Genomic DNA, 17,638 nt, shown 5'->3' on the forward strand with positions numbered 1-17,638 from the left:
GGATCCGCCGGCCTGCGGAGCGATCCGCCGGCCCCACGGGGTGAGGCGCTGACGCCGCGGAGTGATCCGTCGGCTCCGCGGAGCGATCCGCGCCGCGCGCACCCCGCCCCGTGACCCCCGCACGACCCCGGCCGCACCCGCGTCCGGGGTCGTCGCACGTCCGAGGCACGCCTGATCGCCGCCGGTTTCGTGAGCAGGGTGCGCGCAACGGCCTCTTCGACACCGCCGCCGTCCTCTCCTTCACCCTCGTGGTGCGCCTCCCCGCCACCCGGGCGGGGCTGGGCCTCACGACCGCCGCCCGGGCCGAGCGGACCCGCCCCCCCGGGAACCGGTCCCGGAGGCTCCCGCGCCGGGCCTGCGGGGATCGCCGCGCGGCTGACCCGGAGAGGCGCCGGCCAGGAGGCCCCCGAGGCGCCGGTCAGGAGGCCCCGGGGCACGGACCAGGAGGCCTCCGGGGCGCGGGGCGGGGGGCTCCCCACCTACTGGTTCGCACCCAGGGGTGGCGGTCAGGCAAGATGGGGTGTATCTGCCCACTCACTCTTTGCCGGACGGTTTCTCTTGGCTGAGTACATCTACACGATGCGCAAGGCGCGCAAGGCGCACGGCGACAAGGTCATCCTGGATGACGTGACGCTGAGCTTCCTGCCGGGTGCGAAGATCGGTGTGGTCGGCCCGAACGGTGCCGGTAAGTCCACCGTTCTGAAGATCATGGCCGGCCTTGAGCAGCCGTCCAACGGTGACGCGTTCCTGTCGCCCGGCTTCTCCGTCGGCATCCTCATGCAGGAGCCCAAGCTCGACGAGTCCAAGACCGTCCTGGAGAACGTCGAGGACGGCGTCGCCGAGATCAAGGGCAAGCTCAACCGGTTCAACGCGATCGCCGAGGAGATGGCGACGAACTACACCGACGAGCTCATGGAGGAGATGGGCAAGCTCCAGGACGACCTGGACCACTCCAACGCCTGGGACCTCGACGCCCAGCTGGAGCAGGCCATGGACGCCCTCGGCTGCCCGCCCGGCGACTGGCCGGTGAACAACCTCTCCGGTGGCGAGAAGCGCCGCGTGGCGCTCTGCAAGCTCCTCCTGGAGGCCCCCGACCTGCTGCTCCTCGACGAGCCCACCAACCACCTCGACGCCGAGTCGGTGAACTGGCTGGAGCAGCACCTCGCCCAGTACAAGGGCACCGTCGTGGCCATCACCCACGACCGGTACTTCCTCGACAACGTCGCCGAGTGGATCCTGGAGCTCGACCGCGGTCGCGCCCACCCCTACGAGGGCAACTACTCGACCTACCTGACGAAGAAGTCCGAGCGCCTCAAGGTCGAGGGCCAGAAGGACGCCAAGCGGGCCAAGCGCCTCAAGGAAGAGCTCGAGTGGGTGCGGTCGAACGCCAAGGGGCGTCAGGCCAAGTCCAAGGCCCGTCTCGCGCGCTACGAGGAGATGGCGGCCGAGGCCGACAAGATGCGGAAGCTGGACTTCGAGGAGATCCAGATCCCGCCGGGCCCGCGTCTGGGCTCCATCGTCGTCGAGGTCGAGAACCTCTCGAAGGCCTTCGGCGACAAGGTCCTCATCGACGACCTCTCCTTCACCCTGCCCCGCAACGGCATCGTCGGCGTCATCGGCCCGAACGGCGCCGGCAAGACCACGCTCTTCAAGATGCTCCAGGGTCTGGAGACCCCGGACTCCGGCTCCGTCAAGGTCGGCGAGACCGTCAAGATCTCGTACGTCGACCAGAGCCGCGAGAACATCGACCCGAAGAAGACGCTGTGGGCCGTCGTCTCCGACGAGCTCGACTACATCAACGTCGGCCACGTCGAGATGCCCTCCCGCGCCTACGTCTCCGCGTTCGGCTTCAAGGGCCCGGACCAGCAGAAGCCGGCCGGCGTGCTCTCCGGCGGTGAGCGCAACCGCCTGAACCTCGCGCTCACCCTCAAGCAGGGCGGCAACCTGCTGCTCCTCGACGAGCCGACCAACGACCTCGACGTCGAGACGCTGTCCTCGCTGGAGAACGCCCTCCTGGAGTTCCCCGGTGCGGCCGTGGTCATCTCCCACGACCGCTGGTTCCTGGACCGAGTGGCCACGCACATCCTCGCGTACGAGGGCGACTCGAAGTGGTTCTGGTTCGAGGGCAACTTCGAGTCGTACGAGAAGAACAAGATCGAGCGCCTCGGCCCGGACGCGGCCCGTCCGCACCGCGCCACGTACAAGAAGCTGACCCGAGGCTGATCACTTCATGGCTCGGCACATCTACAGCTGTCCCCTGCGCTGGTCGGACATGGACGCCTTCGGGCACGTCAACAACGTCGTCTTCCTGCGGTACCTGGAAGAGGCGCGGATCGACTTCATGTTCCGGCTGGCGCCGGGGGACGGTTCCCCCTCGTTCTCCGGCGGGTCCGTCGTGGCCCGGCACGAGATCGACTACGTACGGCCGCTGGTCCACCGGCACGAGCCGGTGACCATCGAGTCGTGGGTCACGAAGATAGGCGCGGCGTCGCTGACGATCGCGTACGAGATCAAGGATCCGGACGTCACGTACGTACGGGCCTCGACGGTCGTCGTGCCCTTCGACCTGGAGGCGCAGCGGCCGCGCCGGATCTCCGCCGAGGAGCGCGAGTTCCTCCAGGAGTACGTCGACGACGGGATGTCGTCGGCCGCATGACCGTGCTCGCTCCGCTGCACTTCGCCGACGCCCGGGAGGCGGCGGCCCTCGCCGCCTTCCTCACCCGGCTCGTCCACTACGACCGGGCCGCCGCCGTCCGCCTCCGGGCCGGCGGCGGGGCGCTGGCCGTCTTCGGACGGCCGCCGTCCTTCGAGGTGCTCGCGATCCGCACGGCCCGCCTCGTCGACGCCGTGGACCTGGACGTCACCGTCTCCGCGGGTGAACTCCTCGACGGCATCGAGGAGTCGGCCGGCAAGGCGGTCGTCCCGGACTCCGTGACCGGCCCGCCGTGGACCGGGGTCCTCCCGCCGCGCGGCGGCTGGGAGCCCGTCCCCGGCCTCCCCGACGTCGCCGGGCTGCGGGGCGCCGTCGCGGCAGCCGTCGCCGAGTTCCGCACGCGGGACGAGGAGCTGCCCGAGGAGCGGCGCACCCGGGCCGAGCGCGACGCCATCGGCCGCGAGATCTGGTCCCGGACCCTCGGCACCACCGGGCTGCCGCTGCGCGCCGTGCACGCCGCGCAGTCGCTGGGCTTCCTGCCGCCGGGGGAGGCGCCGACGGCCCTGTTCGCCTCCGGACCGTGGCTGCGGCTGCGCACCCCGTACGGCTCGGTCGCGCTGCGCACCGTGCCGATCGCGATGGGGCTCACCCCCCGGTGACCGACATCCAGGTCGACGGTCCTCTCGGCGGGGACGAGCTCAACGCCCTCTTCCACGCCGCCTGGCCCGGGCACCGGGACACCGACTTCGGCCCCGTCCTCGCCCGCAGCCTGCTCCGGGTCACCGCCCGCCGCGCCGGGCGGCTCGTCGGATACGTGAACGTCGTCGGCGACGGCGGCGTCCACGCCTTCCTCCTCGACACCACGGTCCACCCCGACGAGCGCCGCCGGGGCCTCGGCGTCACCCTCGTACGGGCCGCCGCCGGGGCCGCCCGCGAGCGCGGCGCGCACTGGCTGCACGTGGACTACGAGCCGCACCTCGCCTCCTTCCACGAGCGGTGCGGCTTCCGGCCCACCGCCGCGGGACTGATGGACCTCACGGGCTGAGTCCCTCCCCACGTCCCTCCCGCGCGATCGCGAGCACCGACAGCGCCGCCGAGAGCACCAGCAGGGACGCCGGGATCACCGGGGAGCCGTGGGGCTCGTTGTCGCGGGCGAGGACCGGGTCCATGCGGTGGTCGGGGTCGTACGCGATCCGGACCCGACCGCCCGGCTCGGCGATCCGCTCCTCGGCCGAGAACTCGGTGGGACGGCCGCCGACGCAGTCCAGCGTGTGGTGGTACAGGGTCTTGGCGGGCGGCGCGCCCTCGCCGAAGGTCGGGTGGTGGGTCACCCGGACCTCGCCCACCACCACGCAGTCGGCGACCGCCCCGCGGACCGCGGAGTCCCGCGCCTCCACCCAGACCGCCGTCAGGCCCGCCAGGATCAGGACGGCCGCGGCGACGCCGCCGCCCTCGCGGAAGAGCGCGTTGTGCGCCAGGAGCGCGGCGGCGGTCAGCAGGAGGCCGCCTCCCAGGGCGAGCACGGCGGGCAGGCCGTGCGGGCTCCGCAGGCTCCGGTCCGCCCACCACCACAGGAGCGTCCCGGCGACGGCGGGCACCAGCAGCGCCCCGGCGTACGACACGGCCTTGCGCATGGGGCACCCCCGTGAACGGATTCGGCGGTCGGATCCGTTCACGGGGACGCCCCTGCGGGAGGTGCCGGTTTCGTCAGCGCTCCGCGTCGTCCGGCCACACCCCGATGTGGTCCCGCTCCAGCTCCAGGGCCACCCGGTGCTCCATGCCGAGGGCCTGGGTGTACTCCGCCGGGAGCTGGAGGCGGCCCGCGCGGTCGAGCATCGCGTACTCCCGTGCCACCAGCGACTCCTGGCCCTGCTCGTCGACCTCCGTGCGGCGCAGCACCTCCGAGGAGGTGCGGCCGTCGCGGATGGCGACCGTGCGGCGCACCTCGGAGGCGACCGCCTGGTCGTGGGTGACGATCACGATCGTCGTGCCCAGCTCCTCGTTGGCGCGGCGGAAGGCCGCGAAGACCTGCTCTCCGGTGGCCGAGTCCAGCTCGCCGGTGGGCTCGTCGGCGAGGAGCACGGCCGGGTTGTTGGCCAGCGCGACCGCGATCGCGACCCGCTGCTGCTGGCCGCCGGAGAGCTGGTGCGGCCGGCGGTCGCGGATCTCCGAGATGCCCAGCATGGCGAGGAGCTCCTCGGCCCGCTCCGCCTTCTGCTTCGAGCGGCCCCGCAACTGCATGGGCAGCGCCACGTTCTGGGCGGCCGTCAGATACGGCAGGAGGTTCCGGGCGGTCTGCTGCCAGACGAAGCCGACGACCTCGCGGCGGTAGCGCAGCCGCGCCCTGCCGTCCATCCCGAGCAGGTCGCAGCCGGCGACCCGGGCCGCGCCGGCGGTCGGCACGTCCAGGCCCGCCAGGATGTTCATCAGCGTCGACTTGCCGGAACCCGAGGCGCCGACCAGGGCCATCAGCTCGCCCTCCTTCACGAGGAGGTCGAGCCCCTGGAGCGCCTGCACCTCCACCCCGTCCGTGGTGAAGATGCGGACCAGCCGGTCGCAGGCGATGAGCGCGTCATGACCGTACGAGGGCCGGTCGCGGTGCGCGGTGGCCCGCCGCTCCAGCTCCTCCAGGGTCGTGCCGGACGGGGCCGTGTCGGTCTTCGTCATCGTGCGTCTCCTGCCCTGAGTTCCTTGATCGAGCTCCTGCGCCCCGCCCACCAGGCCTGTCCGACCGCGGCGAGCCCCGTCAGGACGACGACGGCGAGGGCGGGCAGCACCAGCGACCACGGGTCCGCCCGCAGCGGGGCGCTGTCCAGCGGGGCGAAGCCCGGTGCCGCCGCGAGCGCCAGGCGGAACAGGTCGATGCCCGGGGCCAGCAGCGGCACCGTCGCCCAGCCGACGAGGATGCCGCCGAGCGCCGCGAGGACGGCCTGCGGCAGCGCCTCCAGGCCGAGCAGCCGTCGCGCCTGCCCGCGGGTGAGGCCCATGGTCCGCAGCCGGGCGAGGAGCGTGTTCCGCTCCGGCGCGTTCTGCAGCAGCGAGAGGACCACGGCGACCACGGCGAAGGCGGCGCCCGCGCCGATCGCGCCGAGGTAGATCCGCTCGGCGCCCGACTGGAGCGGCGAGTCCACGTACGTGGCCCGCTCCTCGGTCCGCAGCTTCACGGCGAGGGAGTCCGACGTCGCCTTCACGGCGGCGCGCAGCGCGGCGCCGTCCACCGGACCGGTGACGAGCAGCTGGGTGTCCGAGCGGTGGGTGAGGTCGGCGCCGTTGACGAGGAGGAAGTCGGCGTCGTCGAGGGCCGGGGTGGTCGCCCGGACGGCGACCACCTTCACCCGGAAGGCACCGGCCGCCGCGATGATGTCCATCGGCTCCTTGCCGAGCCGTTCGGCGACCGCGGGCGAGGCGATGGCGGGCAGCACCCGCTCGGTGTCGGCGACGGCGTCCTCGCCGCCCCTGCCCGTCGAGGCGAGCAGCCCGGCGGGGAAGGGCCCGAAGCCGGTCCGGTCCGCGAGCCGGGTGTACGAGCCGGGCTCGACGCCCACGATCGGCGCGCTCATCGGCTGCGCGGCGGTCCCCTGGTAGGACGGCAGGGATACCCCGTACTCGATCTGCACCGGCGCCACGTCCCGTACGCCCTTCAGACCGCGCACCGACTCGGTGAGCCCGGCGGGCAGCGGGGTCCATTCGACGGAGCCGCCGATCCGGGCGTCCGCACCGGTGGCCAGGAGCGCCGCGCGGTCGCGGGCGTCGGCGACGCCCGCGAGGACGGAGCCGCCGAAGGCCGCCGTGGTCAGCGCGAGGACGAGGGCCAGCAGCGGGAGGGCGCCGGAGGACGGGGCGCGTCCGGCCCGGGCCAGGGCGAGCGGTCCGACGGCCCCGCGCAGCCGGCGGGCGGGACGGGTCAGCCACCGCAGCGGCAGCGGGTAGACGCGTACGAGGACCATGGCGGCGATCAGGCCGACGAGCACCGGGGCGGCGCTCACCAGATGGTCGCCGGAGTCGCCGGTGCCGCGCAGCCGCAGCGAGGCGACGGCGCCCACGGCGAGGACGAGCAGGGTGAGTTCGAGGACCGTGCGGCGCCGGGAGGGGCGGGCGGTGAGCAGGTCGTCGCGGCCGCCGTGCAGGCGCGGGCGGCGGTGCAGGACGACCGCGCGCACGGGCAGGACGAGGATCGCGATCAGGGCGACGAGCGCGGTGGCGAGGACGGAGGGGGCGAGGGGGATCCCGCCGGAGCCGCCGCCGGGCGCCCGGACGGTCGCCACCGCGAGGCCGAGGGCGAGCGCGGCGGCCGGTACGGCGACGGCCGAGGTCTCGCCGAGCAGCCGCAGGCCGATGCCGGTGAGGGAGGCGCCGCGGGAGCGGAGCAGCGAGAGTTCGCCGTCGCGGCGGGCGACGAAGAGGCCGCCGGTCATCGCGAGGACGACCGCGGCGACCGCGCCGATCCCGAAGACGGCGACGGCGACGACCGGGTCGATGGCCGCGCGCATCGAGCGGTACGAGTCGACGATCGCGTCGAGCTGGGTGGTGAGGTTGGCGTTGCCCTTGACGGCCTTGCGCATCCTGACCAGGTCGGGGCCGCCGGTCGCCGAGTCGAGCGCGGCGTCGAGCCGGTCGGTGTCCCGCCCGGTGAGGTGGCCGGCCTCCGGCATGAACCGGAAGAAGACCTCCACGTCGTTCGTGGTGGAGAGCGCGGCGGGCGCGGAGGCGGGGGAGAGGAGCAGCGCCGCCTGCCAGTAGTACTTCACCTCGTCGCCGACCAGCGGGGCGAGCGCCGGGGTGCGGAGCAGCGGCTCGACCGCCCAGTAGGGGGATTCGGGGGCGCGGGGCTCGACGATGCCGGTGATCGTCACGGCGACCGGTGCCGTGCCGAGCTCGTCCGGCACGTGGACGACGGAGCCGGGCTTCAGGCGCAGGGACGCGGCGGTCTTCGCGGTGACGGCGGCCTCGGGGGCGGCGGCCGTGCCCGCGGGCAGACGGCCCTGCCGCAGCGTCGCGTGCTCGGTGAGGCCGGACGGGGAGGAGAGCACGAACTCGGGGGGAATCCCGTCGGGCTTCGGCAGCCACGGGTCGGAGCCCGGCACCCGCTTGACCGTGCGGACCCCGTGGACGGTCTGCTCGGGGTCGATGAGGATCGGCGCGGGGAACAGGCCCCGCACCTCGTCGCTCTGCCCCTGGAGGACGTCCGGGGCGAGGCCCGGGCCGCGCTCCTCGACGGGGATCGGCGAGGTCAGTTCGAGGACGGAGTTGCGGGGGGCGGCGGTCCGGATGTCGTGCCGGAGGCCCTCCGTCTCGTACCGGTCGACGGCACGCGGCAGGGCGGCCGCGAGGTAGCCGGTGACCAGGACGAGCAGGGCGAGGGCGGTGGCGGCCCAGGGCGCGGTCCGCAGCCGGGTCCGCACCCAGGGCGCCACCGGGCGGGCGGGCTTGTCGGACCGGGACGACCGGGACCGGGGCATGTCGGGGGCCTTCCTGCGTACGGCGGGCGTGTCGGGGGCCTGGCCCCGGCCGGGCGTGTGGGTGCCGTCCCTGTCCTCGTCGGGGCCCTGGCCCCGGCCGGGCAGGCCGGTGCGGGCGCTGTCGTGGCGCTCGTCGCCGCGGTCCCCGTGCGGATCGGTCGGCGCCATCAGTTCTCCCCCTGGTGGCGCAGGGTCACGACCGGGTCGGTGCGGCGCAGGGCGATCGCGGCGACGATGGCCAGCGGCAGCGCGGCGACGCCGGCGAGCAGCAGGGCCACCTGGCCGAGGGGCAGTTCGACGAGGACCGGCGGGACGGGCCGGGCGGCCTGGCCGGTGAGGACGACGAGCGGGACGACGGTCCGGGCGAGGACGGTGCCGAGCCCGATGCCGACGAGCAGGCCGATGCCGATGAGCAGCCCCTGTTCGGCGGCGATCAGCCGGGCGAGCTTGCGCTGCGGCGCGCCGAGCGCCCGCAGCACGCCGAATTCGGCGGACCGTTCCCGCATCGCGCCGGCCGAGCCGACGCCGAAGCCGACGGCGGCGAGGGCGGCGGCGGCCGCGGCGACCGCCATCAGGGCGGCGTTGGGGCCCGCGCCGAGCGGGTCGCCGAGGAGTTCGGCGGCGACCTCGTCGCGCACGAGGACCTGGGCGGGGTCCGCGTCGGCGCGGGCGCGCAGGGCCTTGGCGACCGCGTCCGCGCGGCCGGGGGCGACGGTCAGCCACCATTCGTCGGGCGGCAGGGTGACGGTCCCGCCGGTGGAGGCCGCGAGGTACTGGTTGACCTCGGCCAGGTCGAGGAGGACCGCGCCGCCGTCCTCGGGGGTGGCGACGCCGCCGGCGGCCGAGCCGGTCCGGGCGCCGGGGCCGGTGGTGGGCAGTTCCTCGACCACCCGGTCGACGGTGGCGTCGATCTGCCGGCCGTCGAAGTCGACCTCGACGAGGTCGCCGGGCTCGGCGCCGCTCGCCGCCATGAAGCCCTCGGTGGCCACGGCCGAGAGGTGGTCCGGGGCCTTCGGGGCGGGGGCGTCCAGCCGCAGGGTGAACTCCATGGGCCCGGAGCGGGAGTTCTCGACGGTCGTACCGGTGACCGGGAACGAGACGGCGTACGGAGCCGGGCCTCCGGCGGGTCCGGCGGCGCCGGCCCGTCCGCTCGCGACGCCCTCGGTCGTCCCGTGGTTGCCGTCGGCCAGCTCGAAGGCGGAGGCCCAGGGGGCGAGGACCTGCGCGGGGGCGTGGGCCCTCGTGCCGCCGTCGGCCCCGGTGGTGGTGAAGCGTTCGACGTGCAGGACCTGCGTCTGGTCCGCGCCGTCGGCGACGGGGCCGGTGAGCTCCAGGCCGACGAGGGTGAGGCGGCCGCCGGAGCCGCGGGCGCCGTCGGTGCCGGGCGCGGCGGTCAGCGCGCCCAGGTCGAGGCTCAGCCGGTGGGTGCGGTCGTCGGAGGGCAGCGGGCCCACGGCCTGCCGGTACGGGACGCCGCTCGGGTCCTCCAGGACGGCCGTGACCCGTGCTTCGGGCGTGCCGGAGGGCGCGGAGGTCCGCAGGTCGAGGGCGAGCGTGCGGGTCCCGGCGGGCAGCGGGAGACCGCGGTCGCCGACGGGCTTCGGGGTCAGCGGGGCCAGCAGGGACGGGACGGGCACGTCGGAGAGGTCGGGGCGCAGCAGCAGCCCGCCGGCGTTGCGGGTGTCGACGGCGAGGACGGTGGCGTTCCTCCCGGACACGTCCATGGAGGCGCGGTGCACCGGGGCCACGGCCTCGACGCCCGGGACGGCGGCGAGCCGCTCGGTCTGCGTCGGCTCGCCGGGGCCCGCGCTCAGCACCCGGATGTCCGTGCCGACGCGGAAGTCGGCCTGGTCGCGCTGCGAGCGCTCCCACGAGCCGCTCTGCCCGATGGCCAGCATGCCCATCGCCACGGCGAGGACGAGGAGGAGGACGGGGCCCGCGCCGCGCAGCGGCCGGCGGCTGAACTGCCAGCCGGCGAGGGCGGCGGAGAGCCCGCGGCCGCCGGCCGCGCGCCGCTCGGCCAGCTTGGCGGCGGGCGGCAGCAGACGCAGCGTCAGGACGGTGCCGGCGAGCAGGGCGAGGGCGGGCGCGGCGACGAGCACCGGGTCGACGGAGCCGCCGCCGGTCCCGTCCGCGCCGAGGGTGCCGCCCGCGGCGGCCGGCCGCTGGAGCTGCCAGTACGCGACGGCGGCGACGGCGAGGAGGCCGAGGTCCGCCCCGGCGCGCACCGGGCCGGGCAGCGCGGCCGAGCGGGCCTTGCGCAGGGAGACGACGGAGCCGTCCCCGGCGGCGAGCGCGGGGGCCACGACGGCCGCGGCGCAGCACAGGGCGACCAGGGCGGCGACCAGCCACACCTGGAGCGAGGGCGAGGTGTCGAGGTGCACGCCGAGGGAGGAGAGCTCCGACCGCTCGGCGAAGACCCGGGTCAGCGGGCCGGCCAGGAGGGGCGCGGCGAGCGCCGCGGGCAGGGCGAGCAGCAGGGCCTCGGCGGCGGCGAGCCCGGCGATCCGGCGCCGCGAACCGCCGCGGGCCCGCAGCAGGGCCGTCTCGCCGGAGCGCTCGGTGCTGAGCAGCCGGGCGACGAGCAGCAGCGCGTACGCGGCGAGCAGCACCAGCTGCACGGCGACGATCAGGAGGGTGGAGCGGGAGACGAGCAGGGCCCGCCGGGTCTGGTCCAGGACGGTCGGGAGCGCGGTCGACGCGGAGACCGTCGTGCCGAACGCGTCTGTGGCGGCGGCCAGCGCCTTCGGGCCCTCGGTCGCCGTGGTGCGCAGGGCGTCCATCCGGTCCGTGGTGAAGCCGGTGAAGTCGGCCGAGCCGAGCCAGGAGGTGTCGCCGGAGCTCAGCGTCCCGGAGCGGAGGAGGGCAGGGTCGGCGAGCAGCGGACCGTACGTGGTGAAGGCGACGGTCCGCACGCCGCGGCCGCCCGCCGGGTCCAGCTGCCAGTACAGGTCGGCGGTGTCGACGGGCCGGTAGAGGCCGGTGATCCGGGCCCTCACCTTCCGGTCCTGGAGACGGTCGGTGAGGTCGAGCACGGTGCCGGGGCCGATCCTGAGCCGCCGGGCGGCCTCTTCGGGAAGCGCCGTCTCGACGACGCCGCCGGCCCGGGCGGACGAGGGCCAGGAGCCCTTGACGAGTGAGAGCCGGGAGCGGTCGAGCGCGGCGAAGTCCGTCAGGTCGGGGTCGCCCTCGCGGGCGGCGGGCGGCTGGAGGGAGCGGGGCAGCGCGTACGACCCCGAGCGTTCGAGCCGTCGCACGGTCACCGGGAGCCCGTCGAAGGTCTTCCGCATCCCGTCCTCGACGGCGGCCTCGGCACTGGCCCGTTTCGCGTCCGGCACCTGCCCCCTCACGAGCAGCGAGGCGGCGGCGGCGGACCGGCCGCGCAGCCCGGCCTGGAGCGCGGCGTCCCCGATCGCACCGGAGAAGGCGGAGAGGGTGGCGAGCACCGAGGTCGTCAGGAGCACGGCGAGCAGTGCGGCGGTGAGCAGCAGTCGGTGCGCCCTGACGCGCAGAAATACGAACCCCGTCACCCATCCCCCTGGACCCGCTGAAGTTTCCTCGGATGCTTTCAGAGGGCACGCGTCACTGGTAACCGCTTCCACGCGGACCTTGATGGGATCGTGACCGTTATTCGGCGTTGCGTGTCCGGAACGTTTCAGTCCGTGCGTCGGCTTCTAGGGCATGATCCGAAAGACAGGCCCTAGCCGGCGGCGTTCACCATCGAGGCCGCCGCGTACGTCAGGTACCGCCACAGCTCGCTCTCGTGCTCCGGGGCGAGGCCGAGCGAGTCCAGGGCGTCGCGCATGTGCCGCAGCCAGGCGTCGTGGGCGGCCTGGTCCACGGTGAACGGCGCGTGACGCATGCGGAGGCGGGGGTGGCCGCGGTGGTCGCTGTAGGTGCGGGGACCGCCCCAGTACTGCATCAGGAAGAGGGCGAGACGCTCCTCGGCCGGGCCGAGGTCCTCCTCGGGGTACATCGGGCGCAGCAGCGGGTCGGCCGCGACCCCCTCGTAGAAGCGGCGGACCAGGCGGCGGAACGTCTCCTCGCCCCCGACCTGCTCGTAGAAGGTCTGCTCCTGCACCGTTTCCCCGGGAATCTCGTTCACCGTTCCATCGTCTCAGATGCCCCGGCCGAGGACCGGAGCCCTAGGACCGCTCGTACGGGCGCTCGCCCCGGGCCCCGGAGGGCGGGAGAGTGGACCCATGGACGAGTTCGCCGGGGCCGGCGCGCGGGAGCGGCGCGCGCTCGTGCGGGAGATCGAGGCGGACGGCCTGCTGACCGACCCCGCCTGGCGGGCGGCCTTCGCCGAGGTGCCGCGCCACCGCTTCGTCCCGTACTACTACGTCTCCGCGCCCGGGGGCTACGAGCGCCTCTGGGCCGGCGACCCCCGGCCGGAGCGCCGGGACCGCTGGCTGCGCGGGGCGTACGCGGACACCGCGATCGCCACCCGGGTACGGGACGGGGAGCTGGTCTCCTCCGCCAGCCAGCCCTCCCTGATGGCCCTGATGCTCGACGCCCTGGACGTGCGCGACGGTGACGACGTCCTGGAGATCGGCGCCGGGAGCGGCTACCACGCGGCCCTGCTCTGCCACCGCCTCGGCGAGGAGCACGTCACCACCGTCGACCTCGACGAGGAGATCGCCGAGTCCGCCCGGACCCACCTCGCCGCCGTCGGGTACCGGCCCGCCGTGCTCGCCGCCGACGGCGCCCGCGGCTGCCCCGAGCACGCCCCGTACGACCGGATCGTGGCGACCTGCGCGGTGCCCTCCGTCCCGTACCCCTGGCTCGCCCAGTGCCGGCCCGGCGCGCTCGTCCTCGCCCCGCTCTCCACCGGGCTGATCCTGCTGAGGGTGCGCGACGCCGCGCACGCGGAGGGGCGGTTCCTCGCGACCTCCGCGTACTTCGTGGCGCTCCGGGGCGTCGCCGCCGGGGCCCCGGAGCACGACAACCCGCGCCCCGGCCCGGGCGGGGACGAGCGCTTCCTCTTCCTGTGGGGCCTGGTCGGCGGGACCCTCGACAGGCGCGAAGCGCTCTCGCTCTGGCTGCGCGAGCGGCGGCCGGGGCGGGAGCGCTTCGGGGTGACGGTCAGCGGCGACCGGCAGTGGGCCTGGCTGGACGACCCCGGAGGGCCGTACGCCTGGCCCCTGCGCTGAGGCCGCCGCTCAGCCGAGCCGGATCGTGATCGTGGTCCAGGCGCCGACGTGCACCCGGTCGCCGTCCTGGAGCTGGACGGGGACGTAGGGCTGGATCGGCTCCTCGCCGCCGTTGACCGTGGTGCCGTTGGTGGAGTTCTGGTCCACCACCGCCCACGAGCCGTCCGGCTGCTGCACCAGCACGGCGTGCTGGTGCGAGACGCCCGGGTCCTCCGGCGGTACCGACAGGTCGATGTCGGGGGACTCGCCGGTGGAGTGCCGGCGGCGGCCGATGGAGACCTGGTTGCCCCGGAGCGGCACGTGCTTGTCCGGCGAGTACGCGGGCAGGTTCAGGCCCGTCGCCTCCGGACCGCTGCGCTGCATCATCGCCATGAAGTACTCACGGTCGGGACCGATGACCGCCGTCCAGTTCAAGGGCTGCTGCTGCCTCGGCGGCTGGAACTGCTGCGGAGGCTGCTGCTGCCCCTGGTGCTGCGGCGGGGGTCCCTGCTGCGGCGGGGGCTGCGGGGGCTGGTGCTGCTGCGGAGGCGGCGGTGCCTGGTGCGGCGGTGCCTGGTGCGGCGGTGCCTGGTGCTGAGGCGGTGCCTGCGGTGCCTGGTGCTGCGGCGGGGCCGGCGGAGCCTGGGGCGGCTGGTGCTGCGACGGCGGCGACAGGACCCAGTCGTCGTCCGCGCGCGGCTGCGGCGGCGCGGGCGGGGCCGGGGCCTGGGCCGGGGCCTGGAGGTACGCGGGCGGGGCGGGCGGCTGCTGCTGCGCCGGCGGGCGCTGCGGCGGGGCCTGGTGGTGCGTGGGCTCGGCGCCCAGCGGCTCGGCCGGCCGGTTCACCTGCGAGGGCCGCGAGCCCTGGTAGCCGAACGGGTCCGACTGCTGCTGCTGCGGCGGGGGCGGCGGGGACTGGAAACCCGGCGGCAGGTTCAGACCGGGCGGCGGCCCGGGCTGCTGCGGCGGGGCGCCGTGGGGCGCGTTGTGCGGGGCCAGCGGCGTGTACGAGGTCGCCGTGTTCGTGAGGAAGTTCCAGCGGCACTCCTCGCAGAACGGCGCCATGTGCTCGCGCGGCGTACGGCACTGCGGGCACAGCTCCGCCTGGGCCGTCGCGTTCGGGTCGCCACCGGGACCGAAGCCGCCGGGGGCCGCGGGGGCGCCGGGACCGAAGCCGCCGGGAGCACCGTGGCCACCCTGGGGAGCACCGTGGCCGCCGGGAGCGCCCGGCGGCGGGCCCATCGGGGCCGGGCCGGGACCGGGCGGGCCGGGGTTCGCGGGGCCGGGGTATCCGTACGCGGGCGGCGGCGGCGGGGGAGGCGGCGGTACGGCACCCGTCGGCGCACCCGCCCCGGCCATGCGATGGCCGCAGACCTCGCACCAGTCGTCGGAGACCGACTGGTGTCCGTTCGGGCAGGTCGGCATGTCGGTGCTTCCCCCTCTCGTCGTCCGGCCCGGTGGCCGGGCTACCTCTTGACGCGAACGGTCTTGGTGGAGCGGGTTTCGAGTGTCATCTCGTCCGCTTCCGCGACCTTCGCCTTCAAACGCACAGTACCGGTCGCCGCGTCGACCACGTCGACCACCTTCGAAAGCAGTTTCGCGGTGTCCGCGTTGCCGGAGACCGCGGCGAGCTGCACGGCACGGCCCAGCTTGGCCGTCGCGCCGTCCCGATCGCCCGATTTGCGGGCATCCAGGCCCTGCTGGATGGCGTCCGCGAGCTCGGCCTGACCCGTGTAGTGCGCGACCTGCGGGTTGATCGACGTCGACATCGCGAGGTCGTCCGTCCACACCGCCCGTACCAGTCCTTGAGACAGCGGGCGCGGATCGCCGCCCGCCGGGTCCGGGACGATCAGGGAGACCCGGGCGGCGAGCATCTCCTGGCCGACCGCCGCCTGCGGGACCCGCACGCTCACGTGGTAGTCGCGGGACTCGTCGCCCCACGAGCCGGTCGGGTAGTCCCCGGCGCGCGGCCCGGCCTCGGTGCGCCGGCCCGTCAGGTCCTCGACCGACGGCGCCACCTGCTTCACGAACATGATCTCGACCCCCACCGGGGTCCACAGGCGCAGCGCGACGTCCGCCACGCCCTTGCCCATCGCGTGCCCCATCATCGTCGTGAAGTCGTCGGCGAGCCCGGCCGGGTCGGCGACGATGTCGGCCGTGCCGAGGAGCGCCGAGGCGATCCCGGTGACCTCCTTGACCTCCCAGTCCGTGCCGACCCCGCGCGCGTCGCAGGTGAACCGGCCCGCGCAGGCGTCGAGCGCGGCCCGCAGCTCCTCCGGCGACTCGTGCTCGTTGCGGCCGTCGGTGAGCAGGATGCCGTGCCGGATGGTGAGCTCGGCGGAGGAGAGCAGCCGGTCCGCGAGGCGCAGCCAGGTGCCGATCGCCGTGCCGCCGCCCGCGGAGAGCCGGCGCAGCGACTCCTTGGCCTCGGCGCGGGTCCGGGCGTCGGCGACCGCGAGGCCGCCGTTCCCCGGGTAGACCTCCTTCGCGACGTGCGTCCCGGCGACGACGGCGAAGTGCGTGCCGTCGCGCAGGGTGTCGACGGCGGCGGCGGTGGCCTCCCGCGCGCCGCGCATCTTGGTCGCCGGGTAGTCCATCGAGCCGGAGCAGTCGACCATGATCACGACACCGGCCGTGCCCGCGGAGCCCGCGTGCGCGCCGCTGGTGCCGCCCCCGGTCGAGGTGACCGTGACGATCGCGCTGACGTCCCGGCCGCCCTCCGGCAGGAATTCGTTCTGGTAGACGTCCACCGAGAACTGGGGCACGGTCGACTTGGAGAAGTTCGCCATCTGATTCGGCTCCTCGGGCAACAACGGTGAAGGGGACGGGGATCGGCGACCGCTCAGGCGGATCCTGCCCCTGTGGCGACGGCGGTGAACGGGACGAGCGCGACCGTGATGTTGTCGTGGCCTCCGCCGTCCAGGGCGTGGCCGACGAGGACCTGGGCGGCGCCCAGCGGGCGGTCCGCGGCGTCCGCCGGGACGACCCGCGCCATGTCCTCCGCCGCCTCCGCGTAGTTCCACAGTCCGTCCGTGCAGACCACCACCACGCCGGAACGATCCGGCTTGAACGCGGCGGTGTGCGGGTCCAGTTCGTACGAGTCGGCGCCGAGCCAGCCGGTGATCGCGTGGGCGCGCTCGTCCGCGTACGCCTCGGCCTCGTTCATCAGGCCCGCCGCGACCATCTGCGCGGCCCACGAGTCGTCCTCGGTGAGCCGGGCGGGCGGGGTGCTGCGGTCGTCCGGCACCCAGTAGGCCCGGCTGTCGCCGACCCAGCCCACGACGAGCAGGCCGGAGGCGACGACCGAGCCGACGATGGTGCAGGCCGGAGCGTTGCGGTGGCGGTGCGGATCGTGCTCCGCGCCGTCCTGGCCGGGCTCCTCCGCGAGGGAGTTGACGGCCTCGGCGGCGGCCACGATCGCCTCGTGCATCGCCTGCTGCGGGTGCGTGCCCCGGGGCAGCGCGGCGAGCAGCGAGGCGCCGGCCGCCTCGGCGGCGGCGGCGGAGGCCTCGTCGGGCCGGGTCGCCGAGGAGACGCCGTCGCAGACGATCGCGAGGGTGGCGGGGGAGCCGTCGGGCAGGGTGGTCGACGAGACGGCGAACGCGTCCTCGTTGCGGTGGTGGCGCAGCCCTCGGTCGCTGACGGCGGCGACGCCGGCGAGCTCCCGCTCCATGTGGTCGCGCTCGCGGGGCTGGGCGTGCCCGCAGTTCTCGCAGTACCCGTCGGCGTCCACCCGCCCGGCCCGGCAGGCCACGCAGATCGCGGCGGCGGCAGCGGGGGCGGGGGGAGCCGCGGGTGCCGGAGCGGCGGCGGGCGCCGCGGCGGCCGGGGCCGGCTCCGCCCGCACGGCGGCCCGGGGGTCGGGCGCGGCCAGCTCGAAGTCTCCGTCGGACGTGGGGGATCCGAGGGAACGGGACGCGGCCGCCGGGGGCTCCCAGGGCGCGGGCGCGGGCGCGGGGGGCGCGGGGGGCACGGGCGCCGGTGCACCGCCGGGTGCCGGTGCGCCGCCGGGTGCCGCGGCACCGGTGGCCACCCCACCGTGCGCGGCGGCCCCCCGGGCCTCGTCGTCCGGCGCGGTCGCGCCGTCCGCCGGGACCGGGCCGTCCGTGCGGACCTCCATCGTCGGGAGGTCGCGGCCGCCGGAGTCGGTGCCCGGCAGGTCGCCCGGGTGCTGGGTCATGGTCGAGAGCGAACCGGGCTCGCGTGGCGGGGCGTCGGGCCAGGCCACGGGGGTGCCGATCGCCACGGTCGGGCGGTCGGCACCGGCCTCGGCGGACGGCACGGCCGACAGGTCGTAGCCGCACGCCCCGCAGAACCGGTCACCCGACTCCAGCGGCTCCGCGCAGCCCGGGCAGGCGGCGAGTCCGTGCGACGGCTTCGGCTTCTGGGACATC

The 17,638-nt window shown here is 75.4% G+C and carries 13 protein-coding genes; 5 read left to right on the forward strand and 8 right to left on the reverse strand.

From position 1 onward, the window contains the following. The first annotated feature begins 558 nt into the window (after positions 1 to 558). The 4 genes from ettA to ACFYUZ_RS00320 are packed head-to-tail and all read left to right on the forward strand — an operon-like array spanning position 559 to position 3,698. A complete protein-coding gene (ettA, locus tag ACFYUZ_RS00305; RefSeq protein WP_389304935.1) occupies positions 559 to 2,223 on the forward strand; it encodes an energy-dependent translational throttle protein EttA in 1,665 nt (554 codons plus the stop codon). Positions 2,224 to 2,230: 7 nt separating this feature from the next. Further along, positions 2,231 to 2,656, forward strand: a complete 426-nt coding sequence (locus ACFYUZ_RS00310; protein ID WP_123452396.1) for a thioesterase family protein — start codon at positions 2,231 to 2,233, stop codon at positions 2,654 to 2,656. Continuing rightward, positions 2,653 to 3,312 (forward strand): hypothetical protein, encoded by a 660-nt coding sequence (locus ACFYUZ_RS00315; RefSeq protein ID WP_389304937.1) that lies wholly within the window; start codon positions 2,653 to 2,655, stop codon positions 3,310 to 3,312. The genes ACFYUZ_RS00310 and ACFYUZ_RS00315 overlap by 4 nt, the downstream gene beginning before the upstream one ends. Continuing rightward, complete coding sequence (locus tag ACFYUZ_RS00320; protein ID WP_389304938.1) at positions 3,309 to 3,698, forward strand: GNAT family N-acetyltransferase; 390 nt, start codon at positions 3,309 to 3,311, stop codon at positions 3,696 to 3,698. The genes ACFYUZ_RS00315 and ACFYUZ_RS00320 overlap by 4 nt, the downstream gene beginning before the upstream one ends. Here the strand turns inward: ACFYUZ_RS00320 and ACFYUZ_RS00325 are convergent. The 5 genes from ACFYUZ_RS00325 to ACFYUZ_RS00345 all read right to left on the reverse strand — a co-directional run bounded on the left by ACFYUZ_RS00325 (position 3,688) and on the right by ACFYUZ_RS00345 (position 12,217). Next, positions 3,688 to 4,287, reverse strand: coding sequence for a hypothetical protein (locus tag ACFYUZ_RS00325; RefSeq protein ID WP_389304940.1), 600 nt, complete (start codon positions 4,285 to 4,287; stop codon positions 3,688 to 3,690). The genes ACFYUZ_RS00320 and ACFYUZ_RS00325 overlap by 11 nt on opposite strands. 73 nt (positions 4,288 to 4,360) lie before the next feature. Then, on the reverse strand, positions 4,361 to 5,320 hold the full coding sequence (locus ACFYUZ_RS00330; RefSeq protein WP_389304942.1) for an ABC transporter ATP-binding protein: 960 nt from the start codon (positions 5,318 to 5,320) through the stop codon (positions 4,361 to 4,363). Then, on the reverse strand, positions 5,317 to 8,112 hold the full coding sequence (locus ACFYUZ_RS00335; RefSeq protein WP_389306233.1) for an FtsX-like permease family protein: 2,796 nt from the start codon (positions 8,110 to 8,112) through the stop codon (positions 5,317 to 5,319). Before ACFYUZ_RS00335 ends, ACFYUZ_RS00330 begins: the two co-directional genes overlap by 4 nt. A gap of 167 nt (positions 8,113 to 8,279) precedes the next feature. Beyond that, a complete protein-coding gene (locus ACFYUZ_RS00340) occupies positions 8,280 to 11,642 on the reverse strand; it encodes an FtsX-like permease family protein (RefSeq protein WP_389304943.1) in 3,363 nt (1,120 codons plus the stop codon). Between the two features lie 170 nt (positions 11,643 to 11,812). After that, the gene (locus ACFYUZ_RS00345; protein ID WP_389304945.1) at positions 11,813 to 12,217 is read right to left on the reverse strand and encodes a globin; all 405 of its coding nucleotides are present in this window, start codon (positions 12,215 to 12,217) and stop codon (positions 11,813 to 11,815) included. A gap of 97 nt (positions 12,218 to 12,314) precedes the next feature. Between ACFYUZ_RS00345 and ACFYUZ_RS00350 the strand changes: the two genes are divergently transcribed. Continuing rightward, the gene (locus ACFYUZ_RS00350) at positions 12,315 to 13,265 is read left to right on the forward strand and encodes a methyltransferase domain-containing protein (RefSeq protein WP_389304947.1); all 951 of its coding nucleotides are present in this window, start codon (positions 12,315 to 12,317) and stop codon (positions 13,263 to 13,265) included. Positions 13,266 to 13,274: 9 nt separating this feature from the next. Here ACFYUZ_RS00350 and ACFYUZ_RS00355 read toward each other — a convergent pair whose 3' ends face one another. The 3 genes from ACFYUZ_RS00355 to ACFYUZ_RS00365 are packed head-to-tail and all read right to left on the reverse strand — an operon-like array spanning position 13,275 to position 17,637. Further along, entirely contained in the window at positions 13,275 to 14,669 is a 1,395-nt protein-coding gene (locus ACFYUZ_RS00355; protein ID WP_389304949.1) for an FHA domain-containing protein, read from the reverse strand. A gap of 41 nt (positions 14,670 to 14,710) precedes the next feature. Next, positions 14,711 to 16,033 carry a VWA domain-containing protein gene (locus tag ACFYUZ_RS00360; RefSeq protein ID WP_389304951.1) on the reverse strand — a complete coding sequence of 441 codons (1,323 nt, stop codon included), beginning with the start codon at positions 16,031 to 16,033 and terminating at the stop codon, positions 14,711 to 14,713. A 53-nt stretch (positions 16,034 to 16,086) separates the two neighbouring features. Further along, positions 16,087 to 17,637, reverse strand: a complete 1,551-nt coding sequence (locus ACFYUZ_RS00365) for a PP2C family serine/threonine-protein phosphatase (RefSeq protein ID WP_389304952.1) — start codon at positions 17,635 to 17,637, stop codon at positions 16,087 to 16,089. Position 17,638: the final 1 nt, after the last annotated feature.

The organism is Streptomyces sp. NPDC004266 (assembly GCF_042874095.1).
GTDB lineage: Bacteria > Actinomycetota > Actinomycetes > Streptomycetales > Streptomycetaceae > Streptomyces.

Coding starts and splice junctions, on each gene's coding strand:
- ACFYUZ_RS00365 (WP_389304952.1), bottom strand. CDS start 17,637: ATGTCCCAGAAGCCGAAGCCGTCGCACGGACTCGCCGCCTGCCCGGGC.
- ACFYUZ_RS00325 (WP_389304940.1), bottom strand. CDS start 4,287: ATGCGCAAGGCCGTGTCGTACGCCGGGGCGCTGCTGGTGCCCGCCGTC.
- ACFYUZ_RS00310 (WP_123452396.1), top strand. CDS start 2,231: ATGGCTCGGCACATCTACAGCTGTCCCCTGCGCTGGTCGGACATGGAC.
- ACFYUZ_RS00335 (WP_389306233.1), bottom strand. CDS start 8,112: ATGCCCCGGTCCCGGTCGTCCCGGTCCGACAAGCCCGCCCGCCCGGTG.
- ACFYUZ_RS00315 (WP_389304937.1), top strand. CDS start 2,653: ATGACCGTGCTCGCTCCGCTGCACTTCGCCGACGCCCGGGAGGCGGCG.
- ACFYUZ_RS00355 (WP_389304949.1), bottom strand. CDS start 14,669: ATGCCGACCTGCCCGAACGGACACCAGTCGGTCTCCGACGACTGGTGC.
- ACFYUZ_RS00360 (WP_389304951.1), bottom strand. CDS start 16,033: ATGGCGAACTTCTCCAAGTCGACCGTGCCCCAGTTCTCGGTGGACGTC.
- ACFYUZ_RS00350 (WP_389304947.1), top strand. CDS start 12,315: ATGGACGAGTTCGCCGGGGCCGGCGCGCGGGAGCGGCGCGCGCTCGTG.
- ACFYUZ_RS00330 (WP_389304942.1), bottom strand. CDS start 5,320: ATGACGAAGACCGACACGGCCCCGTCCGGCACGACCCTGGAGGAGCTG.